Raw genomic sequence first — 14,651 nt, 5'->3', positions numbered from 1 at the left:
GTGCGCATGCGGGAAGGCCGCATAGAGCAGGGCGTCGTGCGGGAAGGAGATGTAGCCGGTCTCTTGGTGATGCGGATCGTTCGGCGGGATGACGATCGCATTGTTCACGATCACCGAGTTGTGCATCACCAGGTCGGGCTTCTCATTGTCCTTGTAGAAGTAGAGCGCGATCTGCGTGGTGTCGGTCTGCTCCTTGCCGAACGGCGTGTAGTGCGTCTGGAAGCCGATGCCGCCGCCGGCCGGGATGTAGGTTCCGGCGTCCTTCGGCGCGATCTCGCTCTCGGCGCCGACGGCGTAGCTGCCGACCGAGGCGCCCCACTTGTTCTCGAACGCCTGCTCGCCGGCCTTCGGCGGGTCGGCGATGAAGCCGGTCAGCACGTGGTGCACGCCCTGGCGCGCGGTGACCTTGATCGTCGAGGCCTTCAGCCACTTGCCTTCGGTCAGCGGGTTGACGATCCAGGGATGCTGATAGTCGACCACGCCCGACGCGGGGATCGTGAAGGCCGGCACGCTCAGGATCACGTCCGGCTTGCCCAGCGGCCATTCGGCAGCGACCAGATGCTGGACGCCCAGCGGGTCCTTGCCTTCGCCGCGCGGCGCGCCCTCTTCCACCCAGTGGACCACCGTCTTGATCTCGGCCGGGGTCAGGCGCTTGTCGTCGGAGAACTTGCCCACGTGCGGGTCCGCGCCATAGGGCGGCATGCGGTTGGTGCGGATCACCTCGCGGATCATCGGCGAGAAGCCCTTGACCATCTCATAGTTGGTCATGGCGAAGGGGCCGATGCCGCCTTCCTCGTGGCAAGCCACGCACTTGGCTTCCAGGATCGGGGCCACGTCCTTGACGTAGGTGAGCTGGGCCTTGGCGTCGCGCGCCGGGAAGGCGATCGCCGCGCCCGCGCCGGCCGGCGCGCTGGCCACGGTCACCGGCTGGCCGGCGGTCAGGGCGTCCAGCGCCTTGCCCGCGCCGGCGATCCCGCCGCGGTAGGCCACGGTCCAGGTCTTCGGATTGACGATGAACACTTCCGCCGAGCGGGTGACGCCCAGGGTCTCGCCGACGATCTGGTTGGAGTCCATCAGGACCGGCGCCGAATAGCCGGCCTTCACCGCTTCGGCCGCGATCGCGTCGCGGCTCTCGTCGGCCGTGGAGTTCAGCAGCATCACCTCGACGCCCTTGCCGGCGTAGGCCGCCTGCAGGCTCTTGAGGTCGCCCGACATGCCGCGGACCGCCGCGTCGCCGTTGGCTTGTGTCACGATCACCACCGCCTTGGCGTCGGCCATGCGGTAGAGCTCGTGGCCCTCCAGCTTCTGGGCGTCCACCAGCAGGAAGTTGTCGACCCGGGCTGGCGTGGTCGCCGCCACATTGCCGCCGGACGCGAGCGCGCTGGGCGCCGGCCCGGTGGTGCAGCCGTAGACCAGAAGCGCGCTGGCCGCGGCTCCGAAGACGGCAAGTTTGACGGACGTCATAGATTATCCCCCGCTATTCGCGCGATTTGAACCAGAGATGCGCCTGTCGAACCTCGTTCCACAAGCGGCAAATGTGTCGCGCCTCCTTAACTTTCCTTAAGAATTTCCCTCGGGCGCGGGCCGGATGCGCCGGCCGATCAGGACTTCCAGCCCGCCCACCAGCCGCCGGGCCAGGTCGCGCCCCGTGCCGCGCTCGTTCGCCTCCTGGGCCATGGTCAGCGACGCGACCCCGCGCCCGAAGGCCCAGAGCGCCAGGGCGCTGTCCTCGGTCTCCTGGCTGGGCGCGCCGTTGGCGATCCCCGCCGCGAAGGTCGCGAACGCGCGGCCCTCGGCCTCCCGCGTCACCTCGAAGCCGCTCAGAATCCGCTCGGAGTACATCATCTTGTAGAGCATCGGCTGCTCGCGGATGAACCGCAGATAGGCCCCGCCGCAGGTACGGATCGGATCGGGCGACGCGCCGCTGTTGCGCGCCGCGGTGACCCCCGCCTCCAGCCGCCGGAACCCCTCGGCGGCCACCTCGGCCAGCAGGGCGTCCTTGCTTTTGAAATAGTAGTAGAGGCTCGAAACCCCGGTCCCGATAGTTTCGGCGATGTCGCGCAGGTTGACGTCGTCCGGCCCGCGCTTGGCCACCATCTCGATCGCCACGTCGAGCGCGCGGGTCTTCAGCGTCTGGACCGACATACCGCCGCCGAGCGACGCCGAGCCGTCTGTCACGGCTGCGCGCCCGACGCCGCGCCGGTCGTGTCGAAGCGCTTGAAGAAGCTGTCGGCCTTCCAGACCGGCCGCGCCTTGGCGTCCGCCACCCTGGTCAGTAGCGCCAGCAGATAGGCGTCGAAGTCGTCGGCCGACTTGAGGTCCACCGGCTGGGTCAGGTCGTCCTGCGGGGCGTGATAGCGGTAGGTGTTCCAGTCCTTGTCCATCTGCGCCTCGGGCGAGCCCGGCAGCCCTTCGACCTTCAGCGCCACCGACGGCACCCCGGTCTTGATGAAGCTGTACTGGTCGGAGCGGACGAAGATATTGCGGTCCGGCGCCGGGTCTGGAAGCGTGTCGTAGCCCTTGGCCTTGGCGGTCTCTCGCGCCATGTCGCCCAGCGTGCTCTCGCCCTCGCCCAGCACCAGGAGGTGCTTCAGCGGGAACAACGGCAGGAACTCATCCATGTTGATGTCGGCCACGATGGCCGTCTTTGGCACGGTCGGATGCTCGGCGAAGGCCTTGGAGCCGAGCAGGCCCTTCTCCTCTCCGGCGATCGCCACGAAGACGATCGAGCGCTTCAGCTTGTGGCCCTTCAGGCCCTTGGCGGTCTCGATCATCGCGGCCACGCCGGCCGCGTTGTCCATAGCCCCGTGATAGACCTTGTCGCCCTTGATCGGCTCGCCGACGCCCAGATGATCCAGGTGCGCCGAGACCACCACATACTGCGCCTTCAGCGTCGGGTCGGTTCCCGGCAGCACGCCGACCACGTTGGGCGATGAGATCTCGTGGGTTTCAGTGACCACGCTCGCCTTGACGCTCTGGTTCAGAGGAAAGCGCGGCAGCGGCTTGTGGGCGTCGGCCAGGGCCAGCAACTCGGCAAAGCTGTGGCCGGACTTGGCGAACAGCACCTCGGCCTTGTCCGGGTTCAGCGAGGCGCTGAACACCGGCCCGCGGTAGGTCTGCAGCGCAGGCTCCGCCAGCCGCATGCCCGGCTGGCTCGACAGCGAAATGAGCCGCGCCCACGGGATGTCCATCGCCTTGGGGTTCTGCAGCCGGATCACGCCGACCGCGCCCGCCGCCTTCAGCGCCTTGGGGAATTCCGTCGAGGACGCGTGCGATTTCAGCGCCGCCGACAGGGTGTCCGGCCCGCCGCCCAGGACCACCACCACCTTGCCCTTCAGGTCCTGGCCGGCGAAGTCGTCGTAGCCTTGCTCCGGCAGGTGCAGGCCGTAGCCGATGAACACCATCGGCGCCTCGACAGTCTTCGGCTGTTCGTCGCGCGAACCGAAGGTGAGGTCCGGCCCCACCGCCAGCGGCGTCACCTTCGTCCCGTCGACCAACGCCATCGACGAGTGGGCGGCGTCCACATGCTGCTCCAGGTACTTCACCGCCTGGAAGTAGCTGCCCTTATCCCCGCCCGGCTTCAGCCCCGCGGCCTTGAACTGGCCAGCCACATAGTGCGCGGCCTTGTAGTAGCCGGGACTGCCGGTCAGTCGCCCCTCATAGGCGTTGGACGCCAGCACCTTGATGTGCCCCCACCAGGCGCTGGTCGCCTTGGTCGGCGCGGGCTGCGAAGGCGTCGCGGCCAGGGCGGAAACCGGAAGGACCGCGATCGCGGCGGCCAGGAGGATCGAGCGCACGGGGCATCCTTTTGCTTATCGCGTAAATCAGCCTAGCAAGCTTCGCTGACCGCGGCGCTTGAGAAAACCCGCAAGGTGATATCCAACCAACATAAGGGCTGAGGCGCCCATCGGGGGGATCGGATGCAGACCTTGAAAATGCTGGTCGCCGGCGCCGCGGCCATGCTCGCTATCACCGGCGCTGCCCACGCCGCGCCGACCGCCAGGCTGGACGCCGGCGTCGTCGAGGGCGCGGCTCAGGGCGACGTCGCCGTCTTCCGCGGCATCCCCTACGCCGCCGGCCCGTCCGGCCCACTGCGCTGGCGCGCGCCGCAGCCGGTGAAGGACTGGACCGGCGTGCGCCCGGCCACGGCCAACGGCGCGGCCTGCCCGCAGCCGCACCTCAGCGACGATCCCTGGGCCCAGGTCGGACCGCAGAGCGAGGACTGCCTGTTCCTCAACGTCTTCGCGCCCGCCAAGACTCCGAAAGCCGGCGATGCGGTGATGGTCTTCATCCACGGCGGATCCTTCATCCGCGGCTCCGGCGGCGTGCCGCTCTACGACGGCTCGGCTCTGGCCAAGCGCGGCGTCGTGGTGGTGACGATCAACTACCGTCTCGGCCGCCTGGGCTACTTCGCCCATCCGGCGCTGACCGCCGAGAACGCCGACGCCGGCCGGCTCGGCAACTACGGCCTGATGGATCAGATCGCCGCCCTGCAGTGGGTGCAGAAGAACATCGCAGCCTTCGGCGGCGACCCGAAGAAGGTCACCGTCTTCGGCGAAAGCGCCGGCGCGGTGGCCGTGCAGATGCTGACCACCACCCAGGCCGCCAAGGGCCTCTTCGTGCGCGCCATCTCGGAGTCCGGTGGCGGCACGGCGGCCGCGGCCCCGATCCGCGGGACGCCGCTCTCCGGCGAGGCTTTCGGCGCCAGCTGGGCCAAAGGCCTCGGCTTGGCCGACGCCACGCCCGCCCAGCTCCGCGCCATTCCGGTCGCCGACGTCCTGAAGCCCGGCCCCGCCGGTCCCATGGTCGACGGTGTGATGATGCTGCGCAGTCCCGGCGACACCTATCGCAAGGGCCTGCAACTGCGCGTCGGCCTGATGATCGGCGGCAACTCCCACGAGGCCAGCCTGGTCGGCGAGAACGTCGCCGTCGCCAAGGCCGGTCTCGGCGCCGCCTACGCCGAACTCCTGGAAGCCTCGAAGGCCCAACCGACCAAGGCCGGCGCCGAATCCGACCTGATCACCGAAAGCCTGTCGACCCAACCGTCGCGCTACCTCGCCCAGCGCAACGCCGCGCTCGGCCCGCCCACCTATTCCTATCACTTCGACCAAGTGGCCGGCAGCGACCGGGCCACGGCCAAGGGGACCGACCACGGCGGCGAGCTCGCCTATCTGTTCGGAACCCGCGCCGACAAGGAGGTCTGGGACGATGAGGACAAACACGTCTCCCAGCTGATGGGCGACTACTGGGTCCGCTTCGCCAAGACCGGCGACCCCAACGGCGCCGGCGCCCCCAACTGGGCGCCGGTCATCAAGGCCGCGTCGCCTTACATGGCCTTCGACGCCCACCCGCACACCGCCCAGCCGACGCCCCTGGAAGACAGGATCGAAGCCGCCGCGGTGGCCGTCGCCGAAAAGGCCTGGGACGCAGGGCGGTGAACCAAGAACCGCTCATCCCGGCGAAGGCCGGGATCCAGATCTCAAAGCGCGGCAGCGAGTTGGAGAAACTCAGAGCCCCTAGAAACCGCGTCTGCACCATCCCATCTGGGTCCCGGTCTTCGCCGGGATGATAGATATTGATCATCCTATTGATTTATATCGACATTCTGATTATATTTTTCCCACACAACCCCTGCACAGCCACGGCGAATCAATGACTTAGCGCCGCGACCTGCACGGAATCTGCACAGAACGAGGTTTGTCATGGCGTTCGTGACCGACAAGGAAGTGCTCAAGCCGGGCCTCATCATCTTCCGGCGCGCCGACGTGGACCATCGCAACTGGTACTGCCGCGTCAAGCTGCCGAAGGCCGACCGGTACAAGACGGTTTCGCTCAAGACCAGCGACATCAACGCCGCGCGCGAACTGGCCTTCGACCAGGACTCCGATGTGCGGTTTCGGCTTAAGCACGACGTGCCGGTGTTCAATCACCCCTTCCGCACTGTGGCGCAGGAGTACCTGGCCACCCAGGAGGCGCGCGCCAAGCGTGGGGAGATCAGCAAAGAGCGCCCGAAGAAGCTCAAGGCCGTGATCGAGGGCGCGCTAGAGGATTACGTCGGCTCGACCCAGGTGCATCTGATCGGCGACGAACTCTGGATCGGCTACCCGGCTTGGCGGCGCGAGAACGGTGCCGGCCGCAACAAGCGAAACGGCGTGCGCGAAATCTCGGCTGAGAAGGCCGCCGAGTTGGACGCGCGCGACGCCGCCGGCCGGGCCAGGGCCATGGAAGCCCGAGGCTTCCGCCAGTTTCGACCGCCGGCCGCCGCCGCGCCGACCGAGAGCCGCGCGGTAGCCTTCATCAGCGATGCCACCATCCGCTTCGAAATGTCGATCTTCGGGGCGGTGATGAACTACGCGATCAAGAAGCGTTATGTGGCCGCCAGCCAGCGTTTCGACGACCGCCCCAAGCTCAAGACCATGCGTCGGGACGAATTCACGCTGGAGGAATACCGCCATCTCCACACCGTGGGCCGGTCGTGGGTCAAGGCGGCGCCCCGGCCGTCCAGCACCTGGTATCGGACGGTCGCCTACAATTTCATCCTGATCATGTGCAACACCGGCATGCGCCCGTCCGAGGCCAAGAACCTGCGCTGGCGCGACATCACCTCTGCGGCCGACCGGGAGGGGCAGGAGCTGGTCGTGATGTTCGTCCAGGGCAAGGGCAAGTCGCGCAAGTTGGTCGCGCCCAAGAGCGTCGGCGATTACTTCGAGCGCATCCGCGAAGCCACCCGAAAGTATCGGCGCGACGCGGCGAAGGCGAAGAAGGCGAAGGATGATGAAGGCGCCAAGGCGCCGGATGTCGTGTTCCGGCCAGAGGACAGGGTGTTCACCACCGTCACCGGACAGCCCGCCAAGTCTCTCTATCAGGCCCTGATCGAGGACCTTCTGATTAAGGCCAAGCTGCGGGAGGGTGCATCAGGCGTCCCCCGCTCCACCTATTGCTTCCGGCACACCTACGCGACCTTCAGGCTCGCCGAGGGTGTGGACGTGTATTTCCTGGCCGAGCAGATGGGGACCTCGGTCAAGATGATCGAAGAGCACTACGGCCACGTGAACACGGTCAAGCACGCGGACCTCGTGCTCCAGGGCATGCACAGCTGGGAGCCAGACGCTGCCGTCGGCGAGGTCGCGGCCGAAGACACCAAAGCGGAGCGAACCCCGAGGGCGAAGGCTAGGACGGCCCAGCCAGGCGGCAAGCTTCGCCGCCGCAATGGCTAGGCCGGATCGCAGATCATCCAGCGGCATCGAGCTTCGATGCCGCACTTTCTGCGCACGCATCTCGTCCGGCGCGCCCGTGGGCGCTCTTAGCCGGACAGGACGGTCAACGTTGGCGGGATAAAGCCGCGCCGAGTTCGGCGCGCCCCGCCTGACATCTTATGGTCCGTCGGCCGCTGGCCCACTTGACGGGCCCTTGGCGGCGCTGACCGCCGCCCTCTCTCGATAGGCCTGCAAACCGCGACGTGATCCCATGATTTGGGCCCGTCGACCGTTCCCGCGAAGGCCGGCGAGCCAATAGAGGCGCTTGAGTGATCCGAAGTGCTGATAGATCGAATGGATACCGGGCATCGTTGGTTCGGCGGCGATCATTGACGCCGAAACGTAGCCGTGGCGGCGATGCAGCGATTGAACACCCTCAAGCACCTGCTCGTCTGTGAACCGTACTCCGTCGCCCACTCGCCACGCTGGTTGGCGGTCGTATCCGATCTTCTCGTAGGCTGCACGGATCGACCCAAAGCGCTTGCAATAGGTGTTGTCGCTAGCGGTGAGCGGATCATCGCGAATGATGTCCGTCGTGAGCCGGCCCACCCGCCCAAGCAAGGCGCGCAGGCCATCCAACAATTCCGCATCGGACTTCTTCGCGCAGTACGCCCGCTGTACGAGCCGGCGCTTGGCGGCATTGAACAGTCTAACCGGGACGACCGGGGGAAAGATTCGGACCCGAACCACCTCGGAGGGCGGCCTCTTTCGGCGTCCCCGCCGCATGAGTTGGTCGCTTCTGTTCCAAACCATGATGCCAACCGCGAGTTCATTGTGAAGGACGGATCGGACACGGCCACCGTTCCAAACCTCGCCGTCGCGCCATAAAATGCCGCGGGCGTTGAGATGCGCGGCGACCTGTGAAGCCGCCTTTCTCCGGCTGCCATAGAGTCGGAAAATGTCGCGGACGACCGCGATCTCCTCGCCGGGACCAGGCCGAATGACGACGCGCTCGCCGCGCATCGCTTTCATTTCATGTAGCGCCATGATGCATTTCGGAGCGCCAGTCCGATCCAGTAAGACACGTCGGAATCCGTATGGGGCGGGGCCGCCCTGCCAGTACCCAAGCATGGCTTGCTGCTTTTGAGCGCGGGCAACCTTCGCAGATAGCTCGCGGCTAAACTCCGCCGCCATTGCGCGTTTTAGGTTCTTGGCGATCGTCGCGACGAAGCCGCCGTCATTGTCGAAGCCCTCACCGCAATACTCGACATGCACGCCGGCAGCTCGGCACAGATATTCGTAATGGGCAGCTTCATCCGCATCTTGGAACCTGCCCCAACGACTGACGTCCAGGACGAGGATCGCATCGAAGGCGCGGCTGGGGTTGAGCGTCGCAGCCAGTAGCGCCTGCAATCCCGGTCGATTGGTGATTTTGAGGCCGCTCCGGCCGGGATCAGCAAAGGTCTCTACGATTTGGTAGCAGTGCTCCGCTGCGTAGGTGGCGATGGCAGCAGCCTGGTTCTCGAGCGAATATTTCTGGTTCTCGGTAGACATGCGCAGGTACTGCGCTGCGCGCAGCACACGATCATCGGCGGGACTCATGGCGAACTCCTGCTGAAGCCCCACCGCCACATTCCCTAGGCCCCCGCCCCGGCAAGGGCCACGTCACTGGCCAACTACAGGATCTCGGCGCCTGTTATCCGCTCAACTCGGAGAACGGCTATGGACCGAAGCACCCCCTCCATCCGGTGCGCTCAGTACCTGCGCATGTCGCGTGAGCACCAAAAGTATTCCCCTGCAAATCAGTCAGCCGCCATCGCGAGATATGCGCAGGAGAACGGCTTTGAGGTCGTTCGGACCTATCAGGACGACGGACGAAGCGGGCTGACCTTGCAAGGGCGCAAGGGCCTCCAACGCCTCCTGGGCGATGTCCTGTCCGGGCGGTCCGATTTCACTCACGTGCTCGTCTTGGACGTCAGTCGATGGGGCCGATTTCAGGACCCGGACCAGGGTGCCCACTATGAGTTCCTCTGCCGCGAAGCCGGTGTCGCGATCCACTATTGCGAGGAGGTCTTCAGCAACGACGGCACGAGCGCCGCGAGCATCATGAAGACGCTCAAGCGGCTGATGGCGGCCGAGTTCAGTCGAGAGCTCGGTCAGAAGGTTTGGGCAGGACAGGCTGCGGGCGTCCGCCGTGGTCAGAAGCAGGGCGGCAAATGTCCGTTCGGGCTTCGCCGTCTGTTGATCGACGACGCCGGACAGCCGATCCGCCTGCTGCAACGTGGTCAGCGGAAGTCCGTCCAAACCGACAGGGTCGTGCTCATTCACGGTCCAGATGCGGAGATCGCCGCCGTCCGCGACGTCTTCCGGTGGTTCACGCGTGACAAGCTGCCGTTCAGGGCCATCGCGGCGCGGCTCAATGAGAGAGGCATGTTGTGTGAGGACGGAGGACCGCTCACGACACTTCGGGTCGGAGCCATTCTCCGCAACGAGATCTACACCGGGGTCTACACCTGGAACAGAACTTCGCAGCGCCTACGGACGGGGGTTCGGCCGAATCCTGCGGCGATGTGGTTCGCGAACGCAATGTTCCCAGCGATCATCAGCCGGCGAACCTTCAACGCCGCGCAAGCCCGTCTCGCGGACGTTGGCCGGCGAACCTACACCGATGAAGAGCTTCTGACCGTCCTGCGAGCGGTGCACGACAAGTACGGCGGGGTGACGCTTCCGCTTCTGCGGCGCGTGAAGCGTCCAAGCGCCACCCTCTTTTACAGGCGCTGGCCGTGCCTGGCGGACGCCCTGGAGGCGGCTGGGTGTGGTCGCCCTTCCAGGCAGCGGCGGCGAGTTGACCCGGAAATCAAATATCCCGCAGCGCAGCTCGCAGATCGGCTGAAAGCCTTGCTGGAGCGCGAGGGCTATCTGTCGACCAAATTGATCGACGCCGACCCAACACTGCCGACATCGACCAAGGTCCGCGACCGCTTCGGTTCGTTGTGCGCTGCCTACAACGCCGCCGGTTGGGACGTTTCACTGCTCACGGTGAGACAGCTTGCAACCGCGCGCCGTTGGCGCAGAAATACCGGTGTCTCACTACTTGCCAGCGCTATCCAACAGGAGACTTCTCATGTCGGCGGCACGCCTTCCAAAGGCTGAAGCGGAAGCCCGGGACTGGTTCGAGCGGTTGGGCCGCACGAGCATCACGACAGCGGAACTCTATGCGTTTCGCGATTGGCGCGACAACGAGGCGAACGACGCGGCCTACACAAGATTAGAGCGCGAGACCCCGATGAACTGGGGCCGATTTCTCGTTCAGCCCAGCGCCAACGGGTTCGCTGTCGTCGATAGCCACACTGGCGAGCCTGCGTCGTTCGCGAAAACGACGATGATCGATCTCGACGTGGAGGATGCGAACGACGTCGCAAGGCTTCTCGCTGGTCGCGAGGGGCACCGCAGAAGATTGGCCCCGGCTGCAACCGCGAAAAGGGGCCGTCGGATAGGCCATTTAGGGGTCGAAAGCGGACGTTAGGTCAGCGGCTGTGACGGCTCTGAACGTAACTCTTCGGCGAACGTGGCGACGTCCGCCCTCGTGACGAGGGTCAGTTTTCGATGGCCATAAAGCGCCGCGCCATCTGCTCCACCTCGACGCTCAGCGCGGCCTGCTGCAACATGGTCAGGGTGTTGACCGTCATCAGCGCATGCTGCGGGAAGCCCAGCGCCAAGGCTCGCCAACATTCCGCGGCGGTGTCGTCGTCGTAGTAGGTATGGCTCCCCATCCCGCTCGGATGTGCCAGCTTCGAGACGGACCAATAGACGAAGTAGAAGTAGGACTCGAACTCGCCGCCAAGGTCATCAGCGATCCGCTTGAGTGACGGCAGCGAGGTGAACGTCGCGGGCTTCGACAATTCCGGCGCCTGCATCTCACCCTTGAGCAGTTCGTCGACCCAAGCCAGGCACTTTCCTTGAGACTTCAGCCGCTCAAGCTCCTTACGCTTCTCCCAGCGCTGGCGGTCGCCGTCATAGAAGAAGTGCTCCGCCCTCTGGTCCTGCTCCGGCGGCGTCGCTCCCGCCGCCACCCAGGCCAGGAAGAGGCTGTGTTCGAGCAGCGCCCGACCGACGATCAGACCATCTTCGCCAAATCCCGCCTCGGCCAGGGCGCAGATGGCCTCCAGATGGCGCGTGCTCTTGCGCAGGAAATACTCGCCGAGCTGTTCGACCCACGGCCGGCCATGAGATTGCGCCACGGCCGGAAGCACGCGGTCCCTGATCAGCGGGGCATAGTCCTCGCGGATCAATCGTATGGCGGCGGCTTGGTTGGCGGTCATGGGGATGACAAGGCCTCCAGTTCAATTGCCGGCCAGTCAGGCTCAGCAGCGATGGTCAGGAGCCTGGTCATGAGCTGCAGATAGATCGCACCGCAGTCGTCGAGAATTCGGTCGAGCGCCTTTGCCTCCTTCGCCTTGAGCTGCCCGCCATGCGTCGCCTGATTGCGAAGCTTGTAGAGATCGCCAACGGTCGCGCGCCTTTGTTGGCGATCCGGCAGCGGCCCACCGATGGCCTGCACCGTCCGAACGCCCACCTTGTAGCTAGGCGGCGATTGCTCGCCGCCGGGCCCGCTGACCGCGATTTCAAAAGCCAGGGTGAGATCGAGGACGCGGTCGACGCCCTGTCGCCGGCCTTGGCTCAGCCGGAAGCGCTCCATGGATCGCAGGATGGCCGCGCGTCGGTCCGGCGGCAGGGCGTCAAAGTTGGCAATGTTGGTCTGGACCTGGGCGTCGCTCACAGCAGCACCCCGCGCGACTTTGGGATGGACCTCAGGCAGCAGCCAGGTGAATGCGTTCTCCCATTCCGCATATTCCAGATCGTGGTCGAGATATTCGAACCAACAGGCGACCGCGATCGATCGCCCTGTCACGGTCGCCTGAAGCAGCACCACGATGTCGTTGAGGCGTTCTTCCAGATCGTTCATGCGCTGGAACGCCGCGCCGTCGCCGCCGATATACGGGAACTCAGCTACCTCTTCGACGTAGGCGGCGTCCGGCTGCTCATAGTAGGTCGGCGCCGTCCAGGCGGACCCATCATAGCTGGACCGGGCGCGCGCCTTGATTCGATCCTTCATGTACGAGTCAGGCAAGGTGTCGAAGGGCATGAGCTGGGCGTTGCGGCGCACGGTGACCGCTTGATCCATTTGCATCCCCCAGATCGCGGCCTTGACCAACGCCCTGGCCTTGCGGGTTCGCAGCACCTTGAGCAGCCAATCGACGGCGCCCTCGACGTTCTCGCTGGGCCAGCCGCCCTTGGAGAACAGGAGCGAGGCCAGCGGGCCAGAGTGAAGCACTGGACCTGACCCGCCGCTGAACACCATCTGGCCGGCGACAGCGTGGTAGGCTGCGCACCGTTCGATCGCCGCAGAGAGCGCGTCGAGGACGGCCCTATCCGGCCCTGACCCGAGTAAAGTCGGGTTGGGGTGAGCCGCACGGAAGGCGGTGACCGCGCCTTCCAAGGCGGCGACCAAGATGGATCGATCGTCGCTCATCAAGCACCAGTTTACGCCAGAACACGGCGCTCACCCATGGTCACCGGCCTACATCTTCATGCCCGAGTTCACGACACGCTGCGCCCGCGTAAGCAGCCACACCAGCACTTCAAGCGCCTCGCTCGGCTGAGGCAGCGACCACGAGAGGTAGCTTGGATAGCGGAAGGCTTGCGCCATATGCGGCGGGCCAAGCGCGTCTACGATGGCGGCCACCTTCGGATTGGCCAGGTCACCGGCGAGCCCCTGCTTGCGCGCCAGGCGCAAGCAAAGTTGAAGATCATGTCCGAGGACGAGAAGGCGTTCGTCGTCGGCGCCGCCAGCCGCGATCAGCGCTTTCAGCGAGAGTTCGGCGGCATGGGACACCAACATGAAGTATGGCGAACGCGCCTCTTGTAGTTCGGCCATAGAGGCGATCTGGCCCGCCGCCCGCCCATACGACTGCGCGAGTCGCAGGTAGCGGCGGCTGCGCTCTCTTGCTTGCTGCGCCTTCGAAGTTCGCATCCAGGTCGGTGCCCAAGACCTATGTCGTCGTCGTTGCAAGGGTGCTCATGAAGCGCGCGAGCGCCGATTGGCAGGGGCGCGGTAAGCGGGCGTATGAGCGTAGAAGTTCGAGCGCGCCCACCTCAGAGAGCAACTTCGCGATTTCATCGGTCAGGCCCGAAACACCGTCGCCGGCGCCGGCGCCGAAGAGTTCCGCGATCTGCACCCCCAGCGTCTCGGCGATCTTCGAGAGCATCGACGCGCTGACGCGATTGGCGCCGCTCTCATATTTCTGCACCTGTTGGAAGCTCACGCCGACCGCTGCTGCCAGGGTCGCCTGACTCATTCCCCGGCCCTGGCGCAAAAGTCGGATTGTAGCCCCGACCGCGATGTCGACGTCGTCACGCGACCCAAGACGCGGGGGAGAAGAATTGCCCACTTCGACTCCTTCGCGCATGCGTGACCTCAGGACTCATCGTCTGTGTCTGCCGACGATTCCGGTCGCCGAAGGATCCGAATCCCGCCCGGCAGACGGCGCTCCACAGACCGACGCAACACCGAAATCGCGAGCAGATAATCGATCTCGGCGAGAAGGTTCGGTCGCGCGTAGGAGAGTTCGACAAGTTCCTGGCGCGCACAGGCGACCGAGACGATCTTCAGGAATCTCTCGATACGGGCGTCGTCATCCGGAAGCCCATGGTAGACCGCTTGCCGCCACGCGCTTTCCAGATCGTGCCGGATGGGCTGCTGGTTCCAGATATCGCTGCGGCCGCGGCTCAGCAGGTATCCTTGAAGGATCGATTCCAAAGCGGCGCAGGATTTTGAGAGCACCAAATGCCCGTCGTGTCCGGAGTCCGCAGCCTCCCGGGCGGACTGAATGAGTTCGTCGGCGTTCTCGATGAAGGTGAGCGCCAACGCCCCCGTTTCGTCCGGAATCTCGACGGCAGGTGAATCTGGATCGTGCTTCGCGATCCAATCGGCAAAATCTGTGAACGCCTCCGCCGGGCTGCCAAACGGTCCGCGAGGCGGAAGGTGACACTCTTGCCAGAACCAGCCCCAGCGACCGCCGAAGTCATCTTCGTTGTCGAACGTGGACTCCGTCACCTCAACGTCAATCGTGTTCCATGTGATGTTCATCACAATCTCCGCCGGCTACCAGATCGCAGCAAGATCACGCACGGCGCTCTTCAAGAGGCCGTGGATGTCCAGAAAGTCTTGGATTTCCAGTTCGTCACTCACCACTCGGAACTTGAGCATGACGCCCTGCCGACTGGTCGCGGTGGTCAGTGGAAGCTTGGGCGCGAGCGCCTCGCGCTCCGCATGAATCCTCGCCAGACGCGCGTCGATTGCATGTAGAGCGCGGGCCTGTGGCAAGGCTTGCCGCTCGGCCTCGGTCAGCGATGACCACCGATGATGGTGGAAGAGATCGCCTTCCATGTCGT

The 14,651-nt window shown here is 65.4% G+C and carries 14 protein-coding genes; 4 read left to right on the top strand and 10 right to left on the bottom strand.

From position 1 onward, the window contains the following. The 3 genes from VHS75_RS09990 to VHS75_RS09980 form a co-directional block, all read right to left on the bottom strand. Positions 1-1,464 (bottom strand): hypothetical protein (locus tag VHS75_RS09990; RefSeq protein ID WP_329638467.1); only part of this gene is annotated, 1,464 nt, incomplete at its 3' end. Between the two features lie 96 nt (positions 1,465-1,560). Further along, the gene (locus VHS75_RS09985; RefSeq protein WP_329638466.1) at positions 1,561-2,178 is read right to left on the bottom strand and encodes a TetR/AcrR family transcriptional regulator; all 618 of its coding nucleotides are present in this window, start codon (positions 2,176-2,178) and stop codon (positions 1,561-1,563) included. Then, entirely contained in the window at positions 2,175-3,797 is a 1,623-nt protein-coding gene (locus tag VHS75_RS09980; protein ID WP_329638465.1) for a M20/M25/M40 family metallo-hydrolase, read from the bottom strand. The genes VHS75_RS09985 and VHS75_RS09980 overlap by 4 nt, the downstream gene beginning before the upstream one ends. Before the next feature lie 123 nt (positions 3,798-3,920). Here VHS75_RS09980 and VHS75_RS09975 point away from each other — a divergent pair, with 123 nt between their 5' ends. Both VHS75_RS09975 and VHS75_RS09970 read left to right on the top strand, forming a co-directional pair. Beyond that, the gene (locus VHS75_RS09975; RefSeq protein ID WP_329638464.1) at positions 3,921-5,438 is read left to right on the top strand and encodes a carboxylesterase/lipase family protein; all 1,518 of its coding nucleotides are present in this window, start codon (positions 3,921-3,923) and stop codon (positions 5,436-5,438) included. 264 nt (positions 5,439-5,702) lie between these two features. After that, positions 5,703-7,217 carry a site-specific integrase gene (locus VHS75_RS09970; RefSeq protein WP_329638463.1) on the top strand — a complete coding sequence of 505 codons (1,515 nt, stop codon included), beginning with the start codon at positions 5,703-5,705 and terminating at the stop codon, positions 7,215-7,217. A gap of 156 nt (positions 7,218-7,373) precedes the next feature. Here VHS75_RS09970 and VHS75_RS09965 read toward each other — a convergent pair whose 3' ends face one another. Next, positions 7,374-8,798 (bottom strand): recombinase family protein, encoded by a 1,425-nt coding sequence (locus VHS75_RS09965; RefSeq protein ID WP_329638462.1) that lies wholly within the window; start codon positions 8,796-8,798, stop codon positions 7,374-7,376. Between the two features lie 120 nt (positions 8,799-8,918). On the opposite strand from VHS75_RS09965, the gene VHS75_RS09960 reads away from it, so the two are divergent. Then, positions 8,919-10,349: a recombinase family protein gene (locus VHS75_RS09960; protein ID WP_329638461.1), complete on the top strand. Its 1,431-nt coding sequence runs from the start codon at positions 8,919-8,921 to the stop codon at positions 10,347-10,349. Next, on the top strand, positions 10,321-10,722 hold the full coding sequence (locus VHS75_RS09955; protein ID WP_329638460.1) for a hypothetical protein: 402 nt from the start codon (positions 10,321-10,323) through the stop codon (positions 10,720-10,722). Before VHS75_RS09960 ends, VHS75_RS09955 begins: the two co-directional genes overlap by 29 nt. A 70-nt stretch (positions 10,723-10,792) precedes the next feature. Here VHS75_RS09955 and VHS75_RS09950 read toward each other — a convergent pair whose 3' ends face one another. The 6 genes from VHS75_RS09950 to VHS75_RS09925 all read right to left on the bottom strand — a co-directional run. Further along, positions 10,793-11,518 carry a DUF5677 domain-containing protein gene (locus tag VHS75_RS09950; protein WP_329638459.1) on the bottom strand — a complete coding sequence of 242 codons (726 nt, stop codon included), beginning with the start codon at positions 11,516-11,518 and terminating at the stop codon, positions 10,793-10,795. Further along, positions 11,515-12,729, bottom strand: coding sequence for a hypothetical protein (locus VHS75_RS09945; RefSeq protein WP_329638458.1), 1,215 nt, complete (start codon positions 12,727-12,729; stop codon positions 11,515-11,517). Before VHS75_RS09945 ends, VHS75_RS09950 begins: the two co-directional genes overlap by 4 nt. A 48-nt stretch (positions 12,730-12,777) precedes the next feature. After that, positions 12,778-13,134 (bottom strand): hypothetical protein, encoded by a 357-nt coding sequence (locus tag VHS75_RS09940; RefSeq protein ID WP_329638457.1) that lies wholly within the window; start codon positions 13,132-13,134, stop codon positions 12,778-12,780. Positions 13,135-13,249: 115 nt separating this feature from the next. After that, positions 13,250-13,666 (bottom strand): helix-turn-helix transcriptional regulator, encoded by a 417-nt coding sequence (locus tag VHS75_RS09935; RefSeq protein ID WP_329638456.1) that lies wholly within the window; start codon positions 13,664-13,666, stop codon positions 13,250-13,252. An 8-nt stretch (positions 13,667-13,674) separates the two neighbouring features. After that, complete coding sequence (locus tag VHS75_RS09930) at positions 13,675-14,346, bottom strand: hypothetical protein (RefSeq protein ID WP_329638455.1); 672 nt, start codon at positions 14,344-14,346, stop codon at positions 13,675-13,677. Between the two features lie 15 nt (positions 14,347-14,361). Then, positions 14,362-14,651: hypothetical protein (locus VHS75_RS09925; RefSeq protein ID WP_329638454.1), on the bottom strand; the 290-nt coding region annotated here is incomplete at its 5' end.

Source organism: Phenylobacterium sp., assembly GCF_036264965.1.
In the GTDB taxonomy this organism is placed as follows: domain Bacteria; phylum Pseudomonadota; class Alphaproteobacteria; order Caulobacterales; family Caulobacteraceae; genus Phenylobacterium.
This window is presented reverse-complemented; position numbering and strand designations above follow the sequence as displayed.